12 protein-coding genes are annotated in these 23226 nt (G+C 64.6%); 1 reads left to right on the top strand and 11 read right to left on the bottom strand.

Annotation, left to right across the window (positions count from 1 at the left end; all coding sequences use genetic code 11):
- Positions 1-228 precede the first annotated feature (228 nt).
- Positions 229-1284 carry a helix-turn-helix domain-containing protein gene (locus tag MOQ67_RS16400; RefSeq protein WP_198717539.1) on the top strand — a complete coding sequence of 352 codons (1056 nt, stop codon included), beginning with the start codon at positions 229-231 and terminating at the stop codon, positions 1282-1284.
- Here the strand turns inward: MOQ67_RS16400 and MOQ67_RS16405 are convergent.
- The 11 genes from MOQ67_RS16405 to MOQ67_RS16455 form a co-directional block, all read right to left on the bottom strand.
- Positions 1278-2555 carry an MFS transporter gene (locus tag MOQ67_RS16405; RefSeq protein WP_198717538.1) on the bottom strand — a complete coding sequence of 426 codons (1278 nt, stop codon included), beginning with the start codon at positions 2553-2555 and terminating at the stop codon, positions 1278-1280. The genes MOQ67_RS16400 and MOQ67_RS16405 overlap by 7 nt on opposite strands.
- A 297-nt stretch (positions 2556-2852) precedes the next feature.
- Positions 2853-4079 (bottom strand): RhtX/FptX family siderophore transporter, encoded by a 1227-nt coding sequence (locus tag MOQ67_RS16410; protein ID WP_198717537.1) that lies wholly within the window; start codon positions 4077-4079, stop codon positions 2853-2855.
- Between the two features lie 13 nt (positions 4080-4092).
- Positions 4093-5583 carry a PepSY-associated TM helix domain-containing protein gene (locus MOQ67_RS16415; protein WP_232925445.1) on the bottom strand — a complete coding sequence of 497 codons (1491 nt, stop codon included), beginning with the start codon at positions 5581-5583 and terminating at the stop codon, positions 4093-4095.
- Positions 5580-5861, bottom strand: a complete 282-nt coding sequence (locus MOQ67_RS16420; RefSeq protein WP_126585247.1) for a hypothetical protein — start codon at positions 5859-5861, stop codon at positions 5580-5582. Before MOQ67_RS16420 ends, MOQ67_RS16415 begins: the two co-directional genes overlap by 4 nt.
- Positions 5861-7933, bottom strand: coding sequence for a TonB-dependent siderophore receptor (locus MOQ67_RS16425; protein WP_017849090.1), 2073 nt, complete (start codon positions 7931-7933; stop codon positions 5861-5863). Before MOQ67_RS16425 ends, MOQ67_RS16420 begins: the two co-directional genes overlap by 1 nt.
- A 142-nt stretch (positions 7934-8075) precedes the next feature.
- A complete protein-coding gene (locus tag MOQ67_RS16430) occupies positions 8076-9770 on the bottom strand; it encodes an ABC transporter ATP-binding protein (RefSeq protein ID WP_198717536.1) in 1695 nt (564 codons plus the stop codon).
- Positions 9767-11494, bottom strand: coding sequence for an ABC transporter ATP-binding protein (locus MOQ67_RS16435; RefSeq protein ID WP_198717535.1), 1728 nt, complete (start codon positions 11492-11494; stop codon positions 9767-9769). The genes MOQ67_RS16430 and MOQ67_RS16435 overlap by 4 nt, the downstream gene beginning before the upstream one ends.
- Positions 11491-12540, bottom strand: a complete 1050-nt coding sequence (locus MOQ67_RS16440) for a Gfo/Idh/MocA family oxidoreductase (protein WP_017849087.1) — start codon at positions 12538-12540, stop codon at positions 11491-11493. Before MOQ67_RS16440 ends, MOQ67_RS16435 begins: the two co-directional genes overlap by 4 nt.
- Positions 12537-17858 (bottom strand): non-ribosomal peptide synthetase, encoded by a 5322-nt coding sequence (locus MOQ67_RS16445; RefSeq protein WP_198717534.1) that lies wholly within the window; start codon positions 17856-17858, stop codon positions 12537-12539. The genes MOQ67_RS16440 and MOQ67_RS16445 overlap by 4 nt, the downstream gene beginning before the upstream one ends.
- A complete protein-coding gene (locus MOQ67_RS16450) occupies positions 17855-22126 on the bottom strand; it encodes a non-ribosomal peptide synthetase (RefSeq protein WP_198717533.1) in 4272 nt (1423 codons plus the stop codon). Before MOQ67_RS16450 ends, MOQ67_RS16445 begins: the two co-directional genes overlap by 4 nt.
- A 155-nt stretch (positions 22127-22281) precedes the next feature.
- Complete coding sequence (locus MOQ67_RS16455) at positions 22282-23175, bottom strand: helix-turn-helix domain-containing protein (protein WP_017849084.1); 894 nt, start codon at positions 23173-23175, stop codon at positions 22282-22284.
- Between the last annotated feature and the right edge of the window lie 51 nt (positions 23176-23226).

Here is a 23226-nt window from a genome sequence, read left to right on the forward strand (position 1 = left end):
AACTTTTCAATTATTTTCAGGCGCCCTGCCCCGCTCTTACCGCCGCCAGAAAGTGCGCAACAAGTTGGATACAAGAGGGATTGTCATTACTTTCATGGAGAAACCGGTTATAAGGAGCACCACAACCCATTCTGACTGGCTACCGCTAGGTAGCACGGACGTACAGTGGGAAGATGCAACGCCTGTTCACGGGGCGTGAACATAGGCTTTCCGGGTTGTAGTGAATCCATGAATAAACCAGCTTCACTCATATGCGCCCCTAAACACGTCGGCTCCAGGCACGCCCATGATCACTTCGAGGTCAGCGCCGAGCCGGTTGCCAACCAACTGCTGGCCTGGCGTGATCGGGTCGGACACGTCATCGACGTCCTGCCTACATCCCACGCAACCACCACGCCCTTCAACGCGAGCATTGACCGCTACAAATTGGGTGATCGCGTCTTCACCGACTGCTCAAGCGACGCCTTGTTGCTCGACCGTTCGATTGCGCGCATCTCTACCGACAAGGTCCGGGACTATGTTTTCCAGGTCTTCACCCAAGGCGCAATGGAGTCCATTCGAGGCGGCCCCCAGGAACATGGCGTGTCCGCCAGGGCGAGCATCGTTGCCATGGACATGAACCAGCCGATCAAAATGAGCCGGGGGCGTTGCCGCGTATTGACCTTCTTTGTCTCGCGCACGGTGGTGGAAGCGGCGCTGCCGCATGCCGAGTCGATCCACGGGCGTGTCTTCGAGAATACGACGCCTATGACCCAATTGATGATCGAGCATGTCGAGGCGTTTTCCAGAAAACTGCCGGTTATCAGCAGCGCCGAGGCCGCGTCGACATTCGATACCGCCGTTCAACTCATGCTCGCAGCCTTCTCGAAACAGGCCAAGCTGGGTGGGCACGTGCGGGCGGCGGCGCGCAGTGCGATGTTCGATAAAGCCAGGCGTTATGTGCAAAACAACCTGTATCAACCCTGGCTGACGCCAGAGTACGTGCTGATGGCCATGCAACTGCCTCGTGCCACGCTCTACCGTCTGTTCCAGCATGAAGGAGGGTTGGGTCGCTACATCCTCAACTGCCGCCTGCGTGAAGCCGCGGACGAACTGGTGCGCTATCCGGACCGCCAGGTGATTGAGATCGCCTACAGCCTGGGCTTTAACAGCGCATCGGCGTTTACCCGCGCGTTTCGTCGTCGCTATGACCTGGCGCCGCAGGACCATCGCCTGATGGCGGCACAGCGAATGGGCAACGCTATGCCGGGGCACCGTAACGTCGCTGGCCGAATCGATCAGTGAGCCGGCTGCCGCGCTGGAAATTTCACCAGTGCGAACAGGCTGACCAATAGCGCGCCCAGCAGATACCAGGAAGGCGCCATTGCGTTCTGGGTAACTCCGATCAACCACGTCACAAAAAACGGGCAGAACGCCCCGAAGATCGTCACGCCGAAACTGTAGACCATCGACATCCCTGTGGCCCGGTGATGCGCCGGAAAAGCCTCCATGATCATGACGGTAGCGACGCCGTTGTTGCCCATCGCGACAGCCGAATAGATGCCGATGATCAGCAAGGAAGCCAGCTCTCCGACCCCATGAGTCAAGGCCAGGAACACCGGATAGACCAACAGGATGCTGAGGATCATCGTCACGTATTGGGTCGGCTTGCGTCGCGGCAGCCGGTCGGCGAACCGCGCAAACAATGGCGCGGCAATGAACAGCATCGCGCTGGAAAAGCACGCCGAAAGCAAGCTCATGCTCGGCGACAGGCCTAACGTGCGGACCAGATAGGTCGGCATGTAGAGCACCATCAGGTAGATGCTTGCGGTGGGGGTTGCCATCATCAAGATCCCCAGCAATAGCTGGGGGCGGTGGTTTTTCAGCAAGACACGCAGCGACGGCGACTGGATACCACGCCGTGTTGTCTCCACCATATTGCGCCGAATGAACCACCCGAACGGCGCAATCAAAAGCCCAAGCACGAAAGGAATACGCCAGCCCCAGGCCAGCAACTGTTCGGGGCTCAGCAATGCGGTCGTGGTGGCACCGACAACCGCCCCCACCAAAACCGCGGCCGCCTGGCTGGCAGAACGCCAACTGACCAGATAGCAGCGTTGATTGCGCGCCGCCAGCTCCATCAGCACCACGGACGACACGCCGATCTCCCCTCCGGTCGCGAACCCCTGCAGCAACCGCGAGAGCACCAGCAACACCGTTGCGGTGACGCCGATCGATGCATGCGTCGGCATGAACGCGATCAAGGCGGTACCGGCTGCCATCAATAGATTGGTGACATTCAAGCCGGCTTTTCGCCCTTTGCGGTCGGCGAGGTTGCCGATCACGATTGCGCCCAGCGGGCGCATCGCGAAACCGATGCCAAACGTCAACAATGCCATCAGCAACGAGGCGAACGAACTGTCCGATGGGAAAAACAGCTTGCCGATGATCACGGCAGAAAAGCTGTATACCGTGAAGTCGTAGATCACCAGGCCATTGCCAACGACTGTCGCGACTATCACCTTCTTCGATTGCCTGAAGGTCACCGGGCAATCGCCAGATTCAAGATAAGACATTTAGGCCGAGGTCCCGTCGAGTCAATCAAAGCGCGCTGGGTAGCGAACACGTGGGCCCAAAAGGCCCCTCATGGGCACGTTGGGCGCTAACAGCTCGATCGACGGGCTATTGATTTGTAGTAGCGTCCTGGCGGGAGCATCCTACGGAACAATATCAGGCTTGTATGTACCCCTTTTATAACGCCAGCAGGCGCGCACTCACTGCGGCTCCGCGCCGCACGCTTGATGATCGGAAGATCACGAGCGCTCGCACTGATTGACCCGTTGAGCGCCTTTGACGATCGCCCAACCTATCAATCAGCCCGCGGCCCTTTCCCCCACACGTTGACGTGACACATTCAACGCCACCAACGACGCCAGGATCGCCATCACCATCCCCGCAAGAAACCCACCGCTATACCCCGCCTGCGCAGTCAACCCCACCAGCAAGGTCGAAGACAGCATTTCCCCCAGATCACGCGTGCTTTGCACGGCGGTCATGTCCGTACCGGCCTGGTCGCTTTGCGCGGCGAAGGCCATGGAGGCAGTCATGATCACCACCGAGGTGGCGCCCGTCGCGAACGAGCCCAGGCCCACGGCCAACCAGATCAGTCCGGTTTGCGTGGCAAGCATGCCGTTGGCTTGCAGCAGCCAGGTCAACGCGGCAGCGCCGGCCATGCCCACCGCCAGGATGAACGTCGGCCACAGCCCCAACACCCGGATCAACCACGCACCACCGCCGCAGCCGAGGACGATGGTGACCACGCCGCCGCTCATGCCCAGTTGGCCGATAGCCTGCAAGGACCAACCGGCGTCATTCAGGAACAGCTTTGACAAACCAAAACCCGACACTGACGTCATGGCCGACAACAAGGCGAGTACCACCAGCGCCAGCGCCTTCGGCCGCTTGATAAACCGCCATAATGAGGCATGCGCCACATCTGGCTGTTTTTCCTTGGCCGGTGCCACGTGCAGCCAGCCGACGCACACCAGACTCAACAGCGGCACCAAAGCCAGCAGACTGAACGCGGTGGTTTGCCCCAGGTAGCCGCTAAGCAGCAAGGTGCCGGCGCCGCCAACGAAGAAGCCGACCATCGTGCCGCCCACTTGGATGGCGTTAATCCGCGCGAGCATGTTGCCGCTAAAGTACTCGGCCGCCATGCCGTCGGTGGCGATGTCCTGGGTGGCGCTGGCCAGCGAGGCAACAATCAGCAGGCCCACGGCGATGCCCGCCGTCTCGACGCGCAGGCCGATGCTTGCCAGGCAGGCAATGCACAGCAGCACCAGTATCTGCATGGGAATGATCCAACTGCGGCGCCGTCCCAGGCGTGGGCTCCAATGGTTATCCACCTGGGGCGCCCAGAGGAACTTGACCACCCACGGTATCCCCACCAACGGCAGGAAGGCCAAGGCGTGGAGCGCCGCGCCGTCATGACGCAGCAGGGTCGGCAAGGCGTCCATGGCGATGCCGAAGCAAATGCCTTGGGACAGGTACAACAGTGCAAAGGTCAGCACCATGCGCCAATGTTTCAACAGATCCAGCATTACAAGTCTCCCCTCAGGCAACATTGGCGGCGGCAGCCCGTGCCGCACGCGTAAAAGAAATCAGGCGCCGCAATGCCCACAGGGCACTGGCCGCGCACAGCAGCAACACAAGATCGATGGGCCACAGCGGCACGCTGCCTTGTTTCAGGCTGCCGGCCAGGTGCAGCAGCGCCGCCGCCAGGAAGCCCAGGCCCGTCACGGCCAGCAGCAGGTGCAGCGGTTGACGCCTGGGGGGCATCAGGCAGGCCAGCAGCAGGCTGGCAAGCCAACCGCCCCAGAACCACCACGCCAGGTTGGCACTGCCCAGCGCCCCCGCGCAGAGCAATACCGCCGTGGCCGCCAGCAACCCGCCGCCGCCGCCGATCACCAGGCGCAGTAGCACCTGCCAACCGCCGCCGGCCTTGAGGCGCCGACGCTCCAGCCACAGGTACAAGCCGCTGAGCACCAACCCCGCCGCCGCCAACGCCATGCCGAAATGCACGGCACGCAGCAGTGACCCGCCAACAGGCACCCAGCGGTAGTCGGCAAAGTGCAGCGGCTGCACCGCAATAAACGCCTGCAACCACAGACCGCGCCCGCTGGCGCTGCTGGAACCGACGGCGAGGCCGTCAGCGGCGCGATAGGCATGCCGTTCAAAGACGGCCGTACTGGGCAGGCCTTGTTGGATACCGCTCACTTCCACCCAGGCATCCGGCTCACCCCAGTGGTGCAAAGCGACGTTTTGAGCAGAGAACCCCGGATGGGCGACGGCGTCCTGGTGCAGCAACTGATCCAGATCGACCGCCGGCGCCGAAGCCGTTGTTCGGTCGACCTGCGGCGGTGCCCCCAGCAACTGCATGAACGCTTGCTGCGGCGCGCCCGGGAACGCCTGCGCGGCAAGCCCCAAGGTGCCGAGCGCCCCCAGGCCGGACAACGCGCCAGTGATACCAAACAGCAGCAACCAGGGCCCGCACCAACGGCCGATCAGGCTGTGCAAGTCATGGGCGAACACCCGTGCCCCACGGTCGCGCCGCAGGCGCTTGAGGTCTTGCAGGCGCCCACTGTGTAATGCACTGCCTGCCCAGATCATCAGCAACAACACCACGCCCAACAAGCTGATCAAAATCCGGCCGGGAAAACCGATGAACAGACTTTTGTGCAGGTTGAACAGGATATCCGCCGCGTTGCCTGACGCCAGCTCACGGCCGCTGACGGGGTCCAAGGCGACCGTGCAGTCCTTGGGCGATGCACACAACTCGACCACCGAGTGGCTACTGTCCGGCAAACGAATGCGCAATTCACCGAGCGCCAGGCCGCGCTCGCGAGCGATAGCCGGCCATTGCGCGACCGGTAGCGCTGGCCCGTGAGCCAACGCCGCCGGGCCGCGAAACCAGGCGCGCAAGTCTTCATGGGCCATGCTCCACGCCCCCGTCAGCAGGATCACGAACAGCAGTACCCCAAACACCCCGCCTGCCCCGGCGTGTACACGCTGAACCAATGCCCTCGGTGCGCCCATCTGGTTCATCGCCAGGCTCCATCCCAAAGCAGCCAGGGCGTAAACAGCAGCAGCCAGACGCTGGAGCGATACACCACGCGTTTGCGATCCGGCGCCAGCAACGACCACAGCAGTACCGTCACCAGAAACCCCAAGCCCAGGAACACGCCGGCATACAGCCGCTCCAGCCCACCGCCCCACGGATAATGCCGCGCCAGCAGGACGGCCAGTTGCAGGCTGCTGAGCACACTGCCCGCCAGCGCCAGACAAATGCGCAGCGGCCAGGAACCGAGGGCCGGCGCGGCCATCAGAACGTACCTCGCAGGGTCAGATTGAGGCTGCGCGGTTCGCCATAGCGGTTGTTCCAATTGACGTTGGACAGGCTCTGGTAGTACTTGCGGTCCGCCAGGTTGTTGCCGTTGACCGCGGCAGTCCAATGCTCGTCGATGCGGTAGGCGACCCGCGCATTGAGTAAGGCATAGCCGCCCTGCTCCAGGGTTACGGCACCGGATTGGGTGGAGTAATCACTTTGCGCCTGCACGCCGGCACCGACGCTCCAGCGGCGGTCCTGCCACGGCAACTCGTACTGGGTCCACACCCGCGCCATGTGGCGCGGCGTGAAGCTGGCATAGCGCTCACCCGAAGCGTTGGTGTCCTTGAGGTACTCGGTGCTGGTGTAGGTATAACCGGCGGAGACGTTCCATTCGGGGGTGATATAACCGCTGCTCTCCAGCTCGAAGCCCTGGCTGCGCACCTTGCCACCGCTGATGTAATAGGTGGTCGGCCCCACACCCGGGTGGTCCGGATCGACCTGCGGATTGTTCTCCAGGTCGATACGGAACACCGCCAGCGACACATTCAAACGCCCGTCCGCCAACTCGCCCTTGATCCCGGTTTCATAGGTCTTGCCCTCCACCGGCTTGAGCAGGTCGCCGCTCCAGGTTTGCCCGGTCTGCGGCTGGTAGACCTCGGCGTAGCTGGCGTACCACGACCAGTTCTGCGCAAAGTCCCAGATCAAGCCGCCATACGGGGTTATTTCCCGGCCGGGGGTGAAGTGGCTGGTCGGCGCGTTCTGGTCCCACCAACTGGCCCGGCCGCCGATGACCAGGGTCAACGGATCGAGCAGTTTGTAGCGGGTCAGCGCGTAGACGCCCTTGGAAGTGGTCGTCGTGGAACCGGGCGACGTGTAGGCGCCGATACCGGGTTTGGGCACACTGCTCGGGTCCCAGCGATAGACATTCACCGGCACGTTTAGCGGCGTGGTGAACTGGGCAGTGCGCTGCTCGGTTTCGCCGTGGCTGTAGTTGGTGCCCAACAGCAACTCATGGCTGCGGCCAAACAACGAATACGGCCCATTGACCGAGGCATCCACGCTCTTTTGAGTGCTGCTGAATTTATACGCAGCGCCCATCAAGCGACCGCCATCGCCGGTGAGCGGGTCGATGGCGCCAAAAGCACCGGCATAGCGCAGGCTTGAGTCGGCATCCTGGTATTCGGCGGCGACCTTGGCTTTCCAGTCGTGATCCAATTGCTGCTCGAGAGAGCCGAACACCCGGCGCGTGGTCCACTTGAAGCGGTCCCAGTCCACGTCCAGATAGGTGGAGCGCGACAGGTTCAGGCTCGACCCGTCCTTGGCCATGGGCACGCCGGCCATGTTGGTCACCGAATCGATGGTCTGGTATTGCGCGCCCAGGGTCAGCAGGGTGTCGGGGCTCAGGTCGAATTCGGTGATGCCGTAGAGCAACTGGGTGTCTTGCTTGCCGACATCGTAGAAGTAGTCGCGATCCTCGTAGGCCGCCACCACGCGCCCACGCACGTTGCCAGTCTGGGTCAGCGGCCCGCCGACATCCACTTCGCCACGGTAACGGTCCCAGGTGCCGCCGCTGAGGGTGGTGCTGGCGGCGAATGCCTTTTGTGGGCGCTTGCGCACCAGGTTGACCGTGGCCGCCGGGTTACCGCTGCCGTGCAGCAAACCATTGGAGCCACGCAGGATTTCGACGCGCTCATACACCGCCATGTCCTGAGGCGAACCGGCGGTTTCACCGAGCATCGCCGGCACACCGTCCAATTCGAAAGAGTTGATCTTGAAGCCACGCACGTAGTACGCGGTGGTCAGCAACTGGAACGGCTGCACCGTCACGCCAGTGGCCTGCTGCATCACTTCATCGAGGCTGAACAGGTTTTGCTGCTCGATGCGCTCATGGTCGATGACGCTCACCGACTGCGGCGTTTCCCGCAGTTTGAGCGGTAGCTTGCCGATGGTGGTCACGCCGGGCGGGGTCACCTCGCCCGAGGTGTCGTCACCCGCGACCTTGATGTCAGGCAATTGCACGGTCGCAATCGCCTGTGCCAACGGGCTCAGGCCCAGCACCAGCACCATCCCCAGTTGCGCCCCATTACGTTGGAAACCCCGCCCCGCCTTTGTTGCTCCCCGGTGTGACATTGCCCAGCCTCTTTATCGATAATAATTCGCATTAGTATCGTTTAAACGAACGCTGCGACTTTTCGATTAAGGGACTTTTTCAATGGCTGCCCGGCAGGTTTTGCTCGACGAACTGCGCATACCAGCGGTGCGTGGCCAGCAACTGCTCATGACTGCCGCAGCCACTGACGCTGCCGCCTTCTAGCACCAGGATCTGATCGGCACCGCGCACCAACATCGGATTGTGCGACACCAACACCACGGTGCGCCTGCCATGCAGCGCCTGCAGGCTGCGATTGACCCGTGCTTCGCAGCGCGCATCGAGGCTGGCGGTGGGTTCGTCAAGCAACAGGATCGGCGCCGGGGACAGCAGCGCGCGCGCCAGGCCGACCCGTTGCCGCTGGCCGCCCGAGAGTAATGCGCCGCCCGGCCCTACCTCACTGTGCCAACCCTGCGGCAGGCTGCTGAGCACCTCATCCAATGCAGCATCCTTGGCGGCGTGTTGCAGTTGCGCAGGCGTGGCTTGCGGCCGGGCCATGCTGACATTCCACAGCAGGCTGCCGGTAAACAGTCCGCTATTCTGGAACACTTGCGTGAGGTGGTTGGCCAAGGTGTGTTCGCTTAGCTGGCGAATGTCCACCTGGCCGAGTCGTACTGCGCCGGTCTGCGGGTCCATGCCACGCCCCAGCAAGGCCAGCAGAGTACTTTTACCCGCGCCCGACGGACCGACAATCGCCGTGAACGTTCCCGGCGCGCAATGGATGTCCACATCCTTGAGCAACTGCTCGCCGCCTTCGCCGCAGATATTCAAGCCTTGCCCTTGCAAACTTGCATCCTGAGGCTGCTCTCCGGGGTGCGGGCTGTGCAGCGTCGGCATGGCCAACACCGCGAGCACTTGAGATAACGCCTGCCACGCCATACGCAAAGCCTGGTCCAGATAAGCCAGTTGCGACAGCGGTTCGATGAAGCGCACCAGCAACACCAACACCGCTACCAACAGCGCGCCGGATAGCTGCCCCGCCGCCACCGCCAGCACGCCACCTGCCAACACCAGCGAAAACACCACCTGCACCGCCGCCGCAAAGCCAAGCCCGCTGGGCAACGCGCGGCGGTTGAGACGGTGCGTGGCCTGGTGTTGCTCGTGCAAGGCCTGACGCAACGCCAACTGGCCCTGGCTGGCATCACCGGCGCTGCGGATCAAGGCCTGTTGCTGCGCGAATGTCTGCAACAGCTGCCCGGCGCGACGGTCGACTTGCTGGCGCAGTTGCTCCAGCGCCAGGCTACGTCGCCCGGCCCAACGCAGCAGAGCGAACAACGGCAGATAAGCCAGGGCCAACGCCAGCGCCAAACGCGGTTCAATAAAGATCAGCCCCAGCACCACCATCGTCGGCGTCACCAGCGCCGTTACCAGCGGCGCCAGCAAGTGCGCCGGAATGCCCATGCTGTTGAACACCGGCCCGCGCACCAAGTCTTCCAACTGGCCCTGACGCGCCAATGGCAAGCGCGGCAGCTGTTGCACCAGTTGCGAGACCAGGCCGGCCGCCAACCCGGCTCCCGCCAGATAACCACGGCGCTGGGCAACGTAGCTGACCAAGGCCTGCAGCAACGTCAGCCCCAGCAACAGCAGCACACTTGGCTGCACACTCTGTTGATCGAACCAGGCCAGTATCAGCGGCACCAGCGCCAACCCCGCCAAGCCATCCAGCACGGCGGCCAGTAGCATCCACCCCAGGGCGCCGCGCAGTACGCGCCGGGCCTGGTCGGGCAAATGACGCAACGGCGAAAGTACACTCATGACACGAACTCCAGTTGATCGGCCGTCGACATTTGCTCGTCCCACAGCTGGCGGTACAGACCGTCCACGGCCAACAACTGTGCATGACATCCGCGCTGCACAATGCGCCCTTCGCAGAGCACCAGGATCTGCTCGGCATGGGCGATGGTTTCCAGGCGATGGGCGATGATCAGCCGCGTGCGCCCGGCTGCGTCGTCGCGCAGTGCAGTACGCAAGGCGCGCTCGGTCTGCGGGTCGGTGGCGGAGGTGGGTTCGTCGAGCAACATGATCGGCGCCCGCGACAGCAGCGCCCGCGCAATCGCCAGGCGCTGCAATTCGCCGCCGGACAGCCGCACATCATCGTCCACCACGCTGGCGTAGCCCTTGGGCAACCCCATGATCCAGTCATCCAGGCAGGCCGCCTTGGCCGCGGCGCGAATCTGTTTTTCACTGGCGTGCGGCTGATACAGGGCGATGTTTTGCGCCAGTGACAGGCGCAATGCCCCCGCCTGCTGAAACACCAGCGCCAGATGCTGCTGCAATTGGCGGCTGGCGATCTGCCGAACATCCACGCCGCCCACGCGCACATGCCCGCTGTCGACGTCCATAAAGCGGGCGATCAAACCGGCCAAGGTGCTTTTCCCCGCGCCGGACGGCCCCACCAGTGCGGTGGTAGTGCCCGGCTCCAGGCGCAGGTTGATCGCCTTCAGTACCGTGACATCACCCAGGGAGAAGCTCACATCGAGCATCTCCACGCTGGCGTCCCGAGGCGATTGCGGCGTGTCGGGCTCGATCAACGGCGGTGTACTCAACACCTCCTGTAGGCGCCGGGCACTTGCGCGCGCGTTGTTCAGCGCATCAAAGCCGTGCCCCAGCGCCAATACCGGCGCTGCCATGGCGCGCACCAGCAGCAAAAAGCCGCACACCTGCACGGCGCCTACTTCGCTCACGCCGATAAATAGTGTGCCAAGTACCACCCAGGCCAACAGCCACGGTGCGCTGAGCAGGACCTGGATCAGCGCAGCAAGATGACCGGCGCGACTCACCCAATGGCTGAAGCGCTGATCAAACTGCTGCACCGCCTCTTGCACACGGCGATGAATGCCCGCGCTGGGAAATTGCCGGACCAGGCCCAGGTTGCCGGCGAACTGGCTGTAGTCGCTGAACAACCGCTGGATTGCGCCATTGCGCTGGGCCACGTCCTCGCGGTAATGCGCCGAGCCCAGGCGCCAATAGCCCAACACGCCCAATGCCAACGGCAGCAGGCACCAGAGCGCCAGGGCACTGTTGCTCGACAGCAGGTAGGCCAGGGTGGCCATGGGAATCAACAGCAGGTTGACCAGGTCGGTCGGTGCATGGCCCACCAGTTGGTGCAAGGCCCGCACATCCTGCTCGGCGTAACGGGTGACGCCCTCGGGCCCCAGCCGTGCAAACCAGCCCAAGGGCAAGCGTTGCAGATGCTCGGCCAGGCGCACGCGCAGACGGTCACACAGGTCGGCGTCCACCTGATGGGTCAGGTGCAAGGCCAGGGTCTGGCCGCACAACCACAGCGCTGACGCCACCACCGCCACCACCACCCAGTTCAGTGCCGAAGACGCCAGCGGCGGCGCCTGGCGCAAGCTGTCCGCCAGTTGCGCCAAGGCTATCAGCGGCAGCAGCGAGCAGATCCCGGCGACGGCCTGCAACGCGATCGCCGCCCCTAAGCGCGCACGGAAAGGACGCAGCATTTCGCTCAAGTGGCTCATCGGACGTGCTCCAATGCCTGGGCCAGGCCGGCAGCCGGTAACGTCAGCGACGGCTGCTGCGGGAACCCGAGCGCCGCCGTCACCTGTTGCCATAGCCTCACCACTTCCAGGCTGCGCTGTTGCAGGCGCGCCAGCCCCACCCCCGTGATCAGCGGTTGCAATGCACTGGCCGCAGCTGTCGGCCAGACGCGGCGGTAAACCTGCGCCCAATCCGTCGCCGCGGCCTCCAACACTTCGGCGCACGGCAGCGACTCATCGGCCTGCGGCCCAAACAGGTCGAACACCCCGTCGGCATCTTGCACCGGCGCACGCACGGCCGGCAGCCACAGCAACGGTCCGTGGGGCGAGGCCAACAGCAACGTGCCGCTGTCAGTGGCGATGCTGATGCGCTGCAACCTCTGCATGCGCCCGTCATCATTGGCGGCCAACTCATTGAGCACGCGCAACGACACCGGCACTTGCGCCATGACCAGGCTGATATCCCGCCAGGCCGACAGCGCCGGTGCCACGCAGTCCACCGACCATGGGCCTACCGACTCCAACACCGCCGCCAGCACATCGAGGGTCGCGTAACTCACCTGCACCGCGCAGTCGGCGTCGATATGGCGAATGCCCTGTTGACGATGCAGCTGTCGCGCCAGCTCGATGAACCGCGCCACGCACGGCAACTGCGGGTAGAAACTGTTGAGCAGGCAGCGCCGATGCAGGCGCGCCGCCGTGCTCAGCAAGTCTTGCAGTTCCTGGGGCAGCAACGGGTGCTCGATCAGCACATCAATGCCCCGCTCCATCAGCGCTTGCGCCAAGGCAGGGCCCTGTTCGCCCCTTGCCGCGCCGCCCACCGCTACGCAAGCCAGTTGTGTGTCGGCGGGTACGTGGGCCAAGGCCTCGAAACACGGCACTTCGAGATAGCGAGCCAGTGCGCGGGAGCGACGACTGCCCTGCCCCAGCACCCCGACCAGTTCCAGGTGCTCGGCCGCAGCCACACCAACGGCGTAGAACTGGCCGAAGCGCGAGCCCACCACCAGGGTTTTCACAGGCATAGTCATGGGCGTTCCTCCAGCAAGTAACGACTCAGCCCGGCGTTCAAGCACTCGAAGTGATTGCCGCGCAGGGTCTGCACAGTCAGCGGCGCCAACGACGCCGCCTGCCACCAGGCTTGCAGAGCGGCCTGGTGATCGGGGATCAATGGGTTGGCGACACTCGGCACAAACAGGCGGATGGCGCCCACATACGGCGCGCCATCACTGTAGTGACTGGCGCGCACGGAATGAGCGAACACCCGATACAACTGCTCATCGGCAATGCCCTTGGCCGCCGCCAGTACGCGGGATTTGAGCGCAGTGGCGTCCAGATCCAGGTGTTTGTCGAGCAACTGTTCAGCCGCCGGCAACCCCAGTGCAGCAGTGTCCAGCCCCAGGGTGCCGGCGAAGCTGTAGAGCATCTGCACTTCATCCTCCACCAGGTACGGAATGCGGTAGCTCGATACGATGTCCACCCGACGCACCTCGGCGCCCAATTGCAGCAGGGCTTTGGCCAGCTCCAGCGTTACCAGCCCGCCGGAGCAGTAGCCCAGCAAGTCGAAGCGGCGCCGGCCGCTGTCCCACAGCGCCTGGGCATACCGTTTGCCGAGGGTGGCGTTGATATGCTCCGGCGGCAGGCTCAGGTAATCGTCGCTGTCATGCACCGCCAACCCCAGCAACGGGCCGCTGCCGGCCAGTTCGGCGATCAACCCGCGATACGGCAGCAGCGTGCCGAGCCCTTCATGCACCAGCACTCGCGCGGTGCCTTCACCCGCGGCCAGTTCCGTCAGCGCATCCACCCGCCCGCGCCCACCCTGCGGCGCACGGCGGGTGTCCGTGGAGGGCACCACTGCGGGGGCTTCACTGCTCGACTCACTGCGCAAGCGCTGGGCCAGGCCTTCCGGGGTCGGCTGGCTGAGAGCCCAGCGCAACAGGCGGTCGAAGGGTTGCGCACGGGCCAATGGCTCTTGCTCGCGCAAGCCGGCGATCAATTGCGCGATCAGCAGCGAGTCACCACCGGCGCCGAAGAAATCCTGATCCGCCGACACCCCACTGCAATCGAGTACTCGCTCCCAATGCGCGATCAAGCGCTGCACCAGCTCATCCGCCACTTCCGTGCGCGCACGGCGTGCCGGTTCGAGCTGGCGTTGCTCGGCTTGGGTGGTCAGCGCGCGGCGGTCAATCTTGCCATTGGCGGTGACCGGCAAGCGGTCGAGTATCCGCACCTGCGCCGGCACCATATAACGCGGCACGCGCTCGGCGATGAAGGCCAGCAACGTCTCCTGGCTCAGTAATGGCCGGTCGGTTTTCACGCGTGCGACCAACAGGTCGTAGCCCAGCAGGTGCAGCACACTGTCGGCCGACGCCAGCGATTCGGCCTGGTCGCCGGCCTCGCTGTTCAGCCACGCCAGCCACTGGTCCGTATGCACAAACAGCTGCCCGGAGGTGGCGCGCACGTCCTGCGGCGTCTCCATCATCAGGCTTTGGCTGATGCTGATTTCGCGGTGTTCGCGGGTCAGTTCCTGGATCACCAGCCAGGCATCGGCTTGCAGCAATTGGCGTAACCCGGCGAGCAGGCGCGGTGTATCCAGGGCGTTGTTCAATGCGCCGGAGCTGAGCAGCAGGTCCAGGGACCCCGCGGCAAGCCCTTGTTCGCAGGCGGGTTTGTTCATGTCGAACGGCATGAAGCGCACCCACGGATACGCGGCAAAGCGTTCGCGCGCAGCGTTAAGGAAATAGCTCGACACGTCGGAAAACACATAGTCGATCTGCACCCCGTCCGCCACCAACGGCGCCAGCGCGGGGATGATCAACGCACTGGCGGCACCGGTGCCGGCGCCCACTTCCAGGATGCGCCAGCGGCGCTGGCTCTGGCGCGCAACGATCGCGCAAACCGCCTCGGCCATGGCCCGATGCAGCACTTGGGCATGCTGGCCACGGCTGTACATCGCCTCGGCAATATGTGCCGAGCCCTGCGGGAACATCAGGCTTGCCGGGCTCAGGCGCCCGTCCAATTGCTCGGCCAGGCGGGTCGCGCTGGTGCGCAGGTAATCGACCAATTCCAGCGGCCAAAGACCGCTCGGCGCCAGACGGGCGAACTGTGCCCAGGCATCGTGCTGATTCAGGTCAGCCGTGCTGACCTGGCAGCGCCAACCGTCATTGTCCGCACACAGGTAGCCGCTGTCGGTCAACAACGTCAGCCAATGCCGCAACAGGCGATGCTGACCGGCGTCGAGTTGCAAGGCCTGGCACAGCGAGTCGAATGCCACGGACTGCCCCGGGATCAGCAAGCCACTACCGCCCAACCAGTGCAGCAACGACACATCCGCCGCCCGATCCAGCGCCGCCAGTGCCGCTTCGATGGCGGCGCGCGGGCCGAAATCCGCGTGTTCAAGGGTGTGGCGTGCCTGGCGCAGGACTTCGCCCAACTGCGTGCTCAGGTGAGGCGCAGGCGCGTTGGTGTGCAGGGTGACGAAGCTGCACAGCGAACGTTCGTGACGCTCGCCGAGCAACACCGTGGTACTCGCGGCGATCTGCGGATGGGCCAGCCAGCCCGCGTCGATTTCCGCCAGTTCGATGCGGTGACCGCGAATCTTCACCTGGTCATCCTGGCGCCCAAGAAACTCGATCAAGCCTTCCGCGTCCAGGTAACGCCCCTGGTCACCCGTGCGGTACAGGCGACGCCCGCTGGCATGGGTGATAAACCGCTCAGCGCTGCGTTGCGGGTCTTCGGCATAACCCAGGGCCAGGCCGAGTCCGCCGATGTGAATCTCACCACGCACGCCCACCGGGCACTGGCGGCCCAGCGCGTCGAGCACTTCCAGGGTCTGGTGCTTGAGAGCCCGGCCGTAGGGGATGCTCGGCAAGGCCGTATCTTCGGTACGAATGGGATGCTCCACCGACCAGATCGCCGCTTCGGTGGCGCCGCCCAGGCTGAACAACTGGCTTTCGGGCCAGCGTTGCCACCAGCGCGTCGGCAGCGTGGTGGGAATCCAGTCGCCGGACCACAGCACACAGCGCGGCCCGGGGATTGCGCCGGGCTCGGTCTCCAGGTAATCCACCAGCATCTGCCCTTGTGCGGGCACCGAGTTCCACAAGGTGATGCCGTGTTCCTGCATCAATTGCGCCCAGTGCGAAGGATCGGCGCCGCGCTCGGGGTCGGGCAGCACCACCTGCGCACCGACCGCCGTGGCGCCGAAGAAGTCATACACCGACAGGTCGAAACTCAACTCTGCCAGGCCCAGCACGCGGTCATCGACGTTCACCGCGTAGCGCTGGTTGATGTCATCGAGGGTGTTGACCACCGCGCCATGGCTGAGCATTACGCCTTTGGGCGTGCCGGTGGAGCCTGAGGTGTAGATGATGTAGGCCAGGTCCGCGGCCTCTACCGCCAGCGGCTCACGGGGTGGCCAATGCGGGTCGGCGGCAAGCGTATCGATGGCGATGCGCGGAAGTTCAAGGGTGTCCGGCCATGCCTGGGCTTGCAGGACAATCACCGCGGCAATCCCCGCGTCGCGCAGGATCGCCGCGCGGCGCAAGGCCGGTTGGCGGATGTCCACCGGCACATAGGCCGCGCCCATCTGGGTAATGCCCAGCACCGCCATCAGTTGCCAGGCACTCTTGGGCAGCATCACCGCCACCCGCGCCCCCGGCTGCACGCCGAGCGCTTCAAGCGCCTTGCGCACCGCGGCGGCATGCTGGGCGACCTGACGATAGCGGTAACGGCCGTCGCGGTCGCTGATCACGAGGGCATCCGGAGTTCGCCGCGCCTGTTGGGCGAAGCCGTCGGCGATATTGCGCGCTGGGGCGCTGGCGTGGATCGGCGGGTTTGCCTGCTGCGCGGGCAGCACGATATCGCCACGCGCTTGCCACAATTGCGGGTCGCAGGCCAAGCGTTGCAGCAAGTCGACGTAGGCTGCGAACATCTGCGCGGCCATGCCTTCGGGCAACACGCCGATGCGGACATCCCAGCCGATCTGCAAACCGCCGTATTGGTCGCTGACCTGGCAGTCGATCCACACTTGCGGGGTTTGGCTGATCATGTAGCTGGGCGGCTGCAACACACGCCCGGCATCGCCGAGCATGCGTTCGACGCTGCCGATGCCACTGGTGAACACCACCGGCATCAGGTCGGCGCCACGCCCTCGCACACGGGCCAGTTCGCGCAGTACCTCCACGCCGGTGAAGCGGCTGTGGTCGAGGTCATCGAACAGCTGCGCGCCGATACGCCGCGCACGCTGGACAAAACTGGCGCCCTCGGTGCCGTCCACCGCGAGCAGGCTCAGGGCGGTGAAGTCCCCCACGACCTGGTCCAATTGCGGGTGCAGGTTCGGCCGGTTGAGCACGGTGAGGTTCAGGCAAAAGTCCGGGCTTTGGCTCCAGCGCCCGATCACCTCGACAAACGCGGCCAGCGTCACGCCCGCCGCGCTGAGGCCTTGAGCGCTGGCAAGGGCGCACAGGGCGTTCCATTGCCCGCTGCTCAACACGCCATGGTGGTGGGCGAAACGCGTGGAGCCCAAGCCCGCGTGCTCGCTCAGCGGCAGGTCCGGACGCCCGGGCAGGCTGTCCAGGCGCGCCAGCCACCACGCCTTGTCGGCGTGCCAGGCGGTGCTGCCGCGCGCTTGCTGTTCGTGCTCGAGGTAGTCGCGAAAGGTCGCTTCCAGCGCCGGCCAGTGGCGCGTCGGTTCCAAGTAGCGCTGGGTGAGTTCTGCCAGCAGCAGTTGCAGGCTGGCGTAGTCGAACAAGGTGAAATCCACCGAACAATGCAGGATTGCCTGCTCGCGTCCCACGCTCAGTTCGGGCAGCAGGATCGGCCATTGATCGAGCGCATGGCAGGCATGGTCCAGGCGCTTGCGCACGCTGTTCAGGTGCGCCTCGAACGCCTCGGGCGTGGCGTCGCGGCGGTCATGCACCGGCAACTGTTGCCATGGCACCTGGGCTTGCACACGTTGCTGATGGTTATCGACCACCGCGCGCAGCATCGGGTGACGTTGCACCACGGCGTTCCAGGCCTGTTCAAGGTGTCCGGTGTCGACGTTCGCCGGCCACGGGTATTCGACATACAAGTGGCAAGCGTTGCCGCCATAGTCAAAGGCCGGGTTGCGTCCCAGTACATAGGCGCCCTGTACCGCGCTCAAGGCGAAGGGTTGCAGCGCCTGCTCCGGCTGTGCGCGCCATTGTTGGGGCGCGAGATGCACCAGCAGCGCTGGCCGCTGGGCGCGAATACGCTCCGCCAGGGCTGAGTCCAATGCGCCTTGCGGCGCGCGAAAATGCAGCTTGCCGTCAGTCGCCCAGAGTTCGATCTGGCGTTCACGGCAGATGTGCAGCACATCATCCAGGCTCATAACACGCCCTCCTCGATAGCCACTTCGCCGCTGCGCACCAACAGCGCGGCCATGCCTGCCAATGTCGGCTGCAGGTAGAAATCGCTCATGCGCAGGCTGGCGCCCAGTTGTTCACGCACGCTGGCCAGCAGCCGCGTCGCCAGCAGGCTGTCGCCGCCCAGGCTGAAAAAGCTCGCCTGGGCGCTGTGCACCGGCCGTCCCAGGATGGCCTCCCAGCACGCTGCCAGGGGCTGTAGCTCGGCACTGAGTTCGCCGTCTTCGTTGTTTGCCGGTTGCCTGCGTTGCAACGCGTCGCTGAGGCTGGCGTGCAGGCGCGCGCGGTCGATCTTGCCGTTGGCATTCAGTGTCAGGCGCGGTACGGACCACAGATGTTCGGGCCGCATCGCCTGGGGCAAGCGTTGTTGCAGCCATTGGTCGAGGCTTTCAGCGGTCAGGGTTTCATCCGCCGCACGCGCACTCAACAGCAGCATCGCGGGGTTTTGCCACAGGCATTCCAGGTGGCGAAAACCGCTCTGGCCGAGCAGATGCGCCAGTTCGGCAGCGTCAGGCAATACCGGTGCGCGCTCATCCAGCAGCGCCGCGCTGACCAGCCGCAACGGCGAGTCGCGCAGCAGGTCGGCCAGCAACAGGCGGCCTTGCGGCTTGAGCAGTGCCTGCGCCAGATTCAACCCATCGCCGGGCTGAGCATAACTGTGCAAGGCCGCGAAGCTGATCACCACGTCGTACTGTGACCAGTGTTCAGCGGGCAGCACGCCCTCCACCAGCAGTTGGCTCGCCACGCGCCGGCGCTTGCCCACGCTGGCCGCCAGCAGGCCGGGGCTGCTCTCGAACAAGGTCAGTTGCACGTCGCGCGAACTCGCATGGTTCAGCCATTGCTCCAGCAACTGCCCGCCGCGCACATCCAGCACCGCGACTTTCAGCGGTGTGCCGCGGTGTTGTTGGAGCGCCTGGCTCAGGGTGTCCAACACCTGGCGGCCCGCCGGCAGGTTCAACGCCATGGCCTGCGGTGCCAGCAACGGATCGAACAACACTTGCGAGGCGCCGTCTTCGGTGCGCAACAGCACCTGCAAGGCACCGACCATGCGGTGCAGATCCGCCTCGCGCCACCCTAAGTGCGCCAACGCGTCGTGCAGGCTGAGCGACTCGACATGCTCGGCCAGCCACTCGCGCCACGTGTCGAGCAGGGCGCTGGGCGGCGGGTCTTGCAGCAGGCTGCGCAACAGCTGCGCGGTGACCTGGTGTTCTGCGGCCAAGGTGTCGTCGAGCATCGAGACGGCCGGCAGCGCCTGCGCCGATGCAGATTCAGGGCTGATCACCACGGCCGCACCGAGGCTGCCGTTCAACACGGCGGCACAGGCGCTTTCAATCCGTGGGTGGGCGGTGAGCGCCGCTTCGATTTCCCCCAGTTCGATACGCTGCCCGCGCAGCTTGACCTGCTGGTCCATGCGCCCGAGAAACTCAAGGGTGCCATCGACCCAGAAGCGCCCGCGGTCGCCGGTGTGGTACCAACGCCCGTGCTCATCACTGCGAAAGCGCTGTGCGGTCAGCAGCGGGTCATTGCGATACCCCCGCGCCAGGCTTGCACCACCGATCAACAGTTGCCCGATCACCTGGTCCGGCACATCGCGCCCGGTGGCGTCCACCACCCGATACGCCTGGCCGGCCAAAGGCTTGCCATAGGGAATCGACGGCCAGTGGTCGGGGACCTCATCAATGCTTTGCAGGTTCGACCAGATACCCGCCTCGGTGGCGCCGCCCAGGCCATACACGCGGCACTGCGCGGTGGCGTGGCGCCGCAGGCGTGCGCCGAGGTCGAGGGCAATCCAGTCGCCCGACAGCAACACCGCCCGCAGGCTTCGGTAATCACAGGCATCGGCGCCGACGCCCAGGGCCATTTCCAGCAATGCCGGGGCCGAATTCCACAGGCTCACGCGGTGTTCGGCGATCAGTTGCGCCCAACGCGCCGCATCGCGGGTTTCTTCGGGTTGCAGCAGCACCAGGCGAGCGCCCTGCCCCAGCACGCCAAACAGGTCGTACACCGACAAGTCGAAATCCAGCGCCGACACGGCCAGCAGGCAATCATCCGGCGTGACCTGCAGTTCGGCCTGCACCGCGTCGATCGTGTTGATTGCGGCGCCATGGCAGACTTCAACCCCTTTGGGAATGCCGGTAGAGCCCGAGGTGTAGATCACATACGCGCTGGCGCGCGGCGATAGCGTTTTCGGCGCGGCCAATGGCGCGGACTGCTCAAGCACCGCCGGGTCAAGCCATTGCAGCGCGTTGCCCGGCGGCTGGTCGGCAATCACTCGGGTGATGCCCGCAGCCGATTCGATCAGGCTGCGCCGCGCAACCGGCTGTGCGGTGTCCACCGGTACGTAGCAACCACCGGCCGCCAGCACGCCGAATACGGCGGCGATCTGGCGAGGCCCACGCGGCAGGCAGACCTCCACCGCCTCGCCCTGACGCATGCCAGCCTCAAGCAAACCCGCCGCTATACGCAGGGCTTGGGTGGCCAGATCGTTATATGTCCAGCGTTGCGCGCCGCAGATCAGGGCGAGTGCGTCGGGTTGTCGGGCACTTTGGCGAAAAAAGTCTTCGAGCAGGCCACGCCCCGGCGCCAACGCCGGCAGGCTGTTCTGCTGGTCGCGGCGCGCCTGTTGCGCCAGCGGCAACAGCACCGGTTGCGGCTGGTTCCAGTCGCTGTCGGCGAGACGCTGCACCAGCTCGACATAGGCGCTGAACATCGCCTGCGGCACGCCTTGCGGGAACAGTTCGGCAACGCTGTCCCAGGCCAGCAGCACACCGTCCTCAAGCCGATACAGTTGGTGGTCGAGCCACACTTGCGGGGTTTGCGAGAGCATGTCGTGCAGGTCGCCAAACACCTCGCGAAAGCTGGCGGGGACAAAACCCGAATCGCTCAGGTTGCAGGAAAACACCACCGGCGCGGAACGCGGATGACCTTGGCGACGTGCCTCACGCAGCACTTCCAGCGCGGGAAACGCCGCGTGGTCGATGGTGGCGTGCAAGTCGCGCTGGTAGCGTCGGGCGCCTTCGGCAAACGGCAACTGCGGCGCGTCTTCACACGCCACCAGCAGCAAGGTGGTGAAGTCGGCAATCACCTGGTCGATGGATGGCTGATCATCGTGACGATCGAACAACGGCACATTGAGCAGGAAGCTCGACTGTTCACTCCAGCGTGCCAACACCGCGTTGAACGCTGTGGCGAACACACTGGGCAACGTCAGGCCATGGGCCGTCGCCTGGCGTTGCAGGCGTTCGGCTTCTGCGTGACTGAGTACGTAAGCCTGGCGGGTAAACCGTGGCGCACGGATCGATTCCGGGGCACAGGCCAGCGGCAGTGCGGGGCCGTCCGGCAACTGCGCAAGGCGTTCGCACCAATGCTCACGATCTCGCGCATACGCCTCTGCGCGACGTTGGCGGCGCCGGCCGAGGTAGTCGGCAAACTGCACGTCCGGCGCGGGCGCAAGCGCGGCCGGCGCCTGATAGGCCTGGCCCAGTTGCGCCATCAACAGGCGCAGGCTTTCCACGTCAACCGCCAGCAGGTCGACACTCAACCACACACGATCACGGCCTTCGGGCAACTGCACCAGGCCGACCAGCAACACCTGCCCCGCGTCCACGGCCAGGCATTCATGCGATCGCCATTCACGCAGCGCGTGCCAGGCGTCTTGCGCAACCGCCTGAGTGTGGTGGCGCCAATCCTGATGGTCGAAAACCGGCAATTGCGTTGCGCCAAGAATGCGTTGGCGGCCGTCGTTGAAACTGGCACGCAACATCGGGTGACGCGCCTGCACGCACTTGACCGCCGCTTCCAGGCGTTGCGCATCGATGCCCTGGCAGTCGAATTCCAGCCATGCGTGGCAACTGATATTGCCCAGCACTTCGGCGGGCCCGCGCCCCAGCCAGTACGCCTGTTGCACCGCGCTGAGTTCAAAACTGTCGTCGGCTAAGCTCAACGGGGCGACATCAGCCACCTCCACACGTCGCACCACCTGGCCATGCAGCAGCCCAAGCCAGGCCGCGAGGCTGGGTTCGGCGCTGAGTTGGGCGAAGTCGACCCGCAACCCGTGGCTGCGCAGGCGCTCCTGCAAGTACATCAGGCGGATGGAATCCAACCCGCAGCCCAAGAGGTTTTCCTCATCGCCCAGGCTGTCGATTTCTTCCACGGTAGCGCCCAGCAACTGGGCAAGGTGTTCGATCAGCCATCTGCGCAGTGCGGTGGTGTCTGCTGTTGTCAGCTCGCTCATGAAAAGCTTCCTGTGACCCGTCTAGATAAAGTCCCTGGCTCACCAAGATGGAAGCCATTCTCAATTGGAACTCTATCGCAAGCGGTTTTTCAGAAAGCGCTCAGGGCTTTAGATAAACAGGCCTTTTCATTCGATTCAGAGACACCGTGCCGTGATCAACGGATTTCGCTGGGCGATACACCGTAGCGTTTGCGAAAGGCGATGGAAAAATGCGCCGGGCTGAATCCCACGCCGTAGGCGACGGTAGACACATTGCTTTCCTCGTCGCTGAGCATGCGGTGGGCTTCGTTGAGACGATGTTCGTGCAGGTAGCCGAACACGCTGGTACCGAACACTTTGCGAAACCCCGCCGTCAGTTTGCGCGGGCTCATGCCCACGTGACTGGCCAGGGCGTTCAGGCTGGGCGGTTCGAGCAGCGAGCGCACCAGACGGTCCCGGGCGGCGTGTACACGCTCCACATCCGACGAGGTGATGCGCAGCTTATGCTCCGGCTGCCCGCGCTCACCGAGCAGGAACTGCGCGCTCAACGCGGTCAATTCCAGCGCCTTGCCACCCAGGTACAACGAGCGGCTCGGGCCCTGCATCGGGCACGTCGCAATTTGCGTGGCCAGTGCCTGCATCGCGCGCGGAGCCGGGCGCACCATCATGTACGGGTCGCCGCCGCCACTGCTGAGGAGCTTGCGCGGGGCCAGGCCGAGATGGCGGTCGAGGGATTCGAGGTCCAGCTGGACGATGGTGTAGCGCAGTGGCGTGGTGGTGCCGTAGATCTGCGACGAGGTGAACTCGCCGTCGTTGACGATGGTGCACAGGCTCGGCCCCTTGATCGACTGCTCGCTGTGCCCGGGGATGCGGCACGACAGCTCGCCACTTTGCACCAGAATCAACTTGAGGCCGCGCTCCAGCGGGTCCTCGACCCAGTTTTCGCTGTCTGACCACAACGTGCCGGTGACCAGGGTCATGTGCGGGTCCAGGTAGACCGTTCCGGGTTGGTTGCCCTTGGGTTCGGCCTGCGTCTCTTGTCGACTGGGGGCGATGATCGTAATAGTCATTGGGTTTTCCCTTGATCCTGAGGCCATTACGCGGGGCCTGACCTGAATGAG

The sequence above is a fragment of the Pseudomonas sp. LY-1 genome, assembly GCF_053502595.1.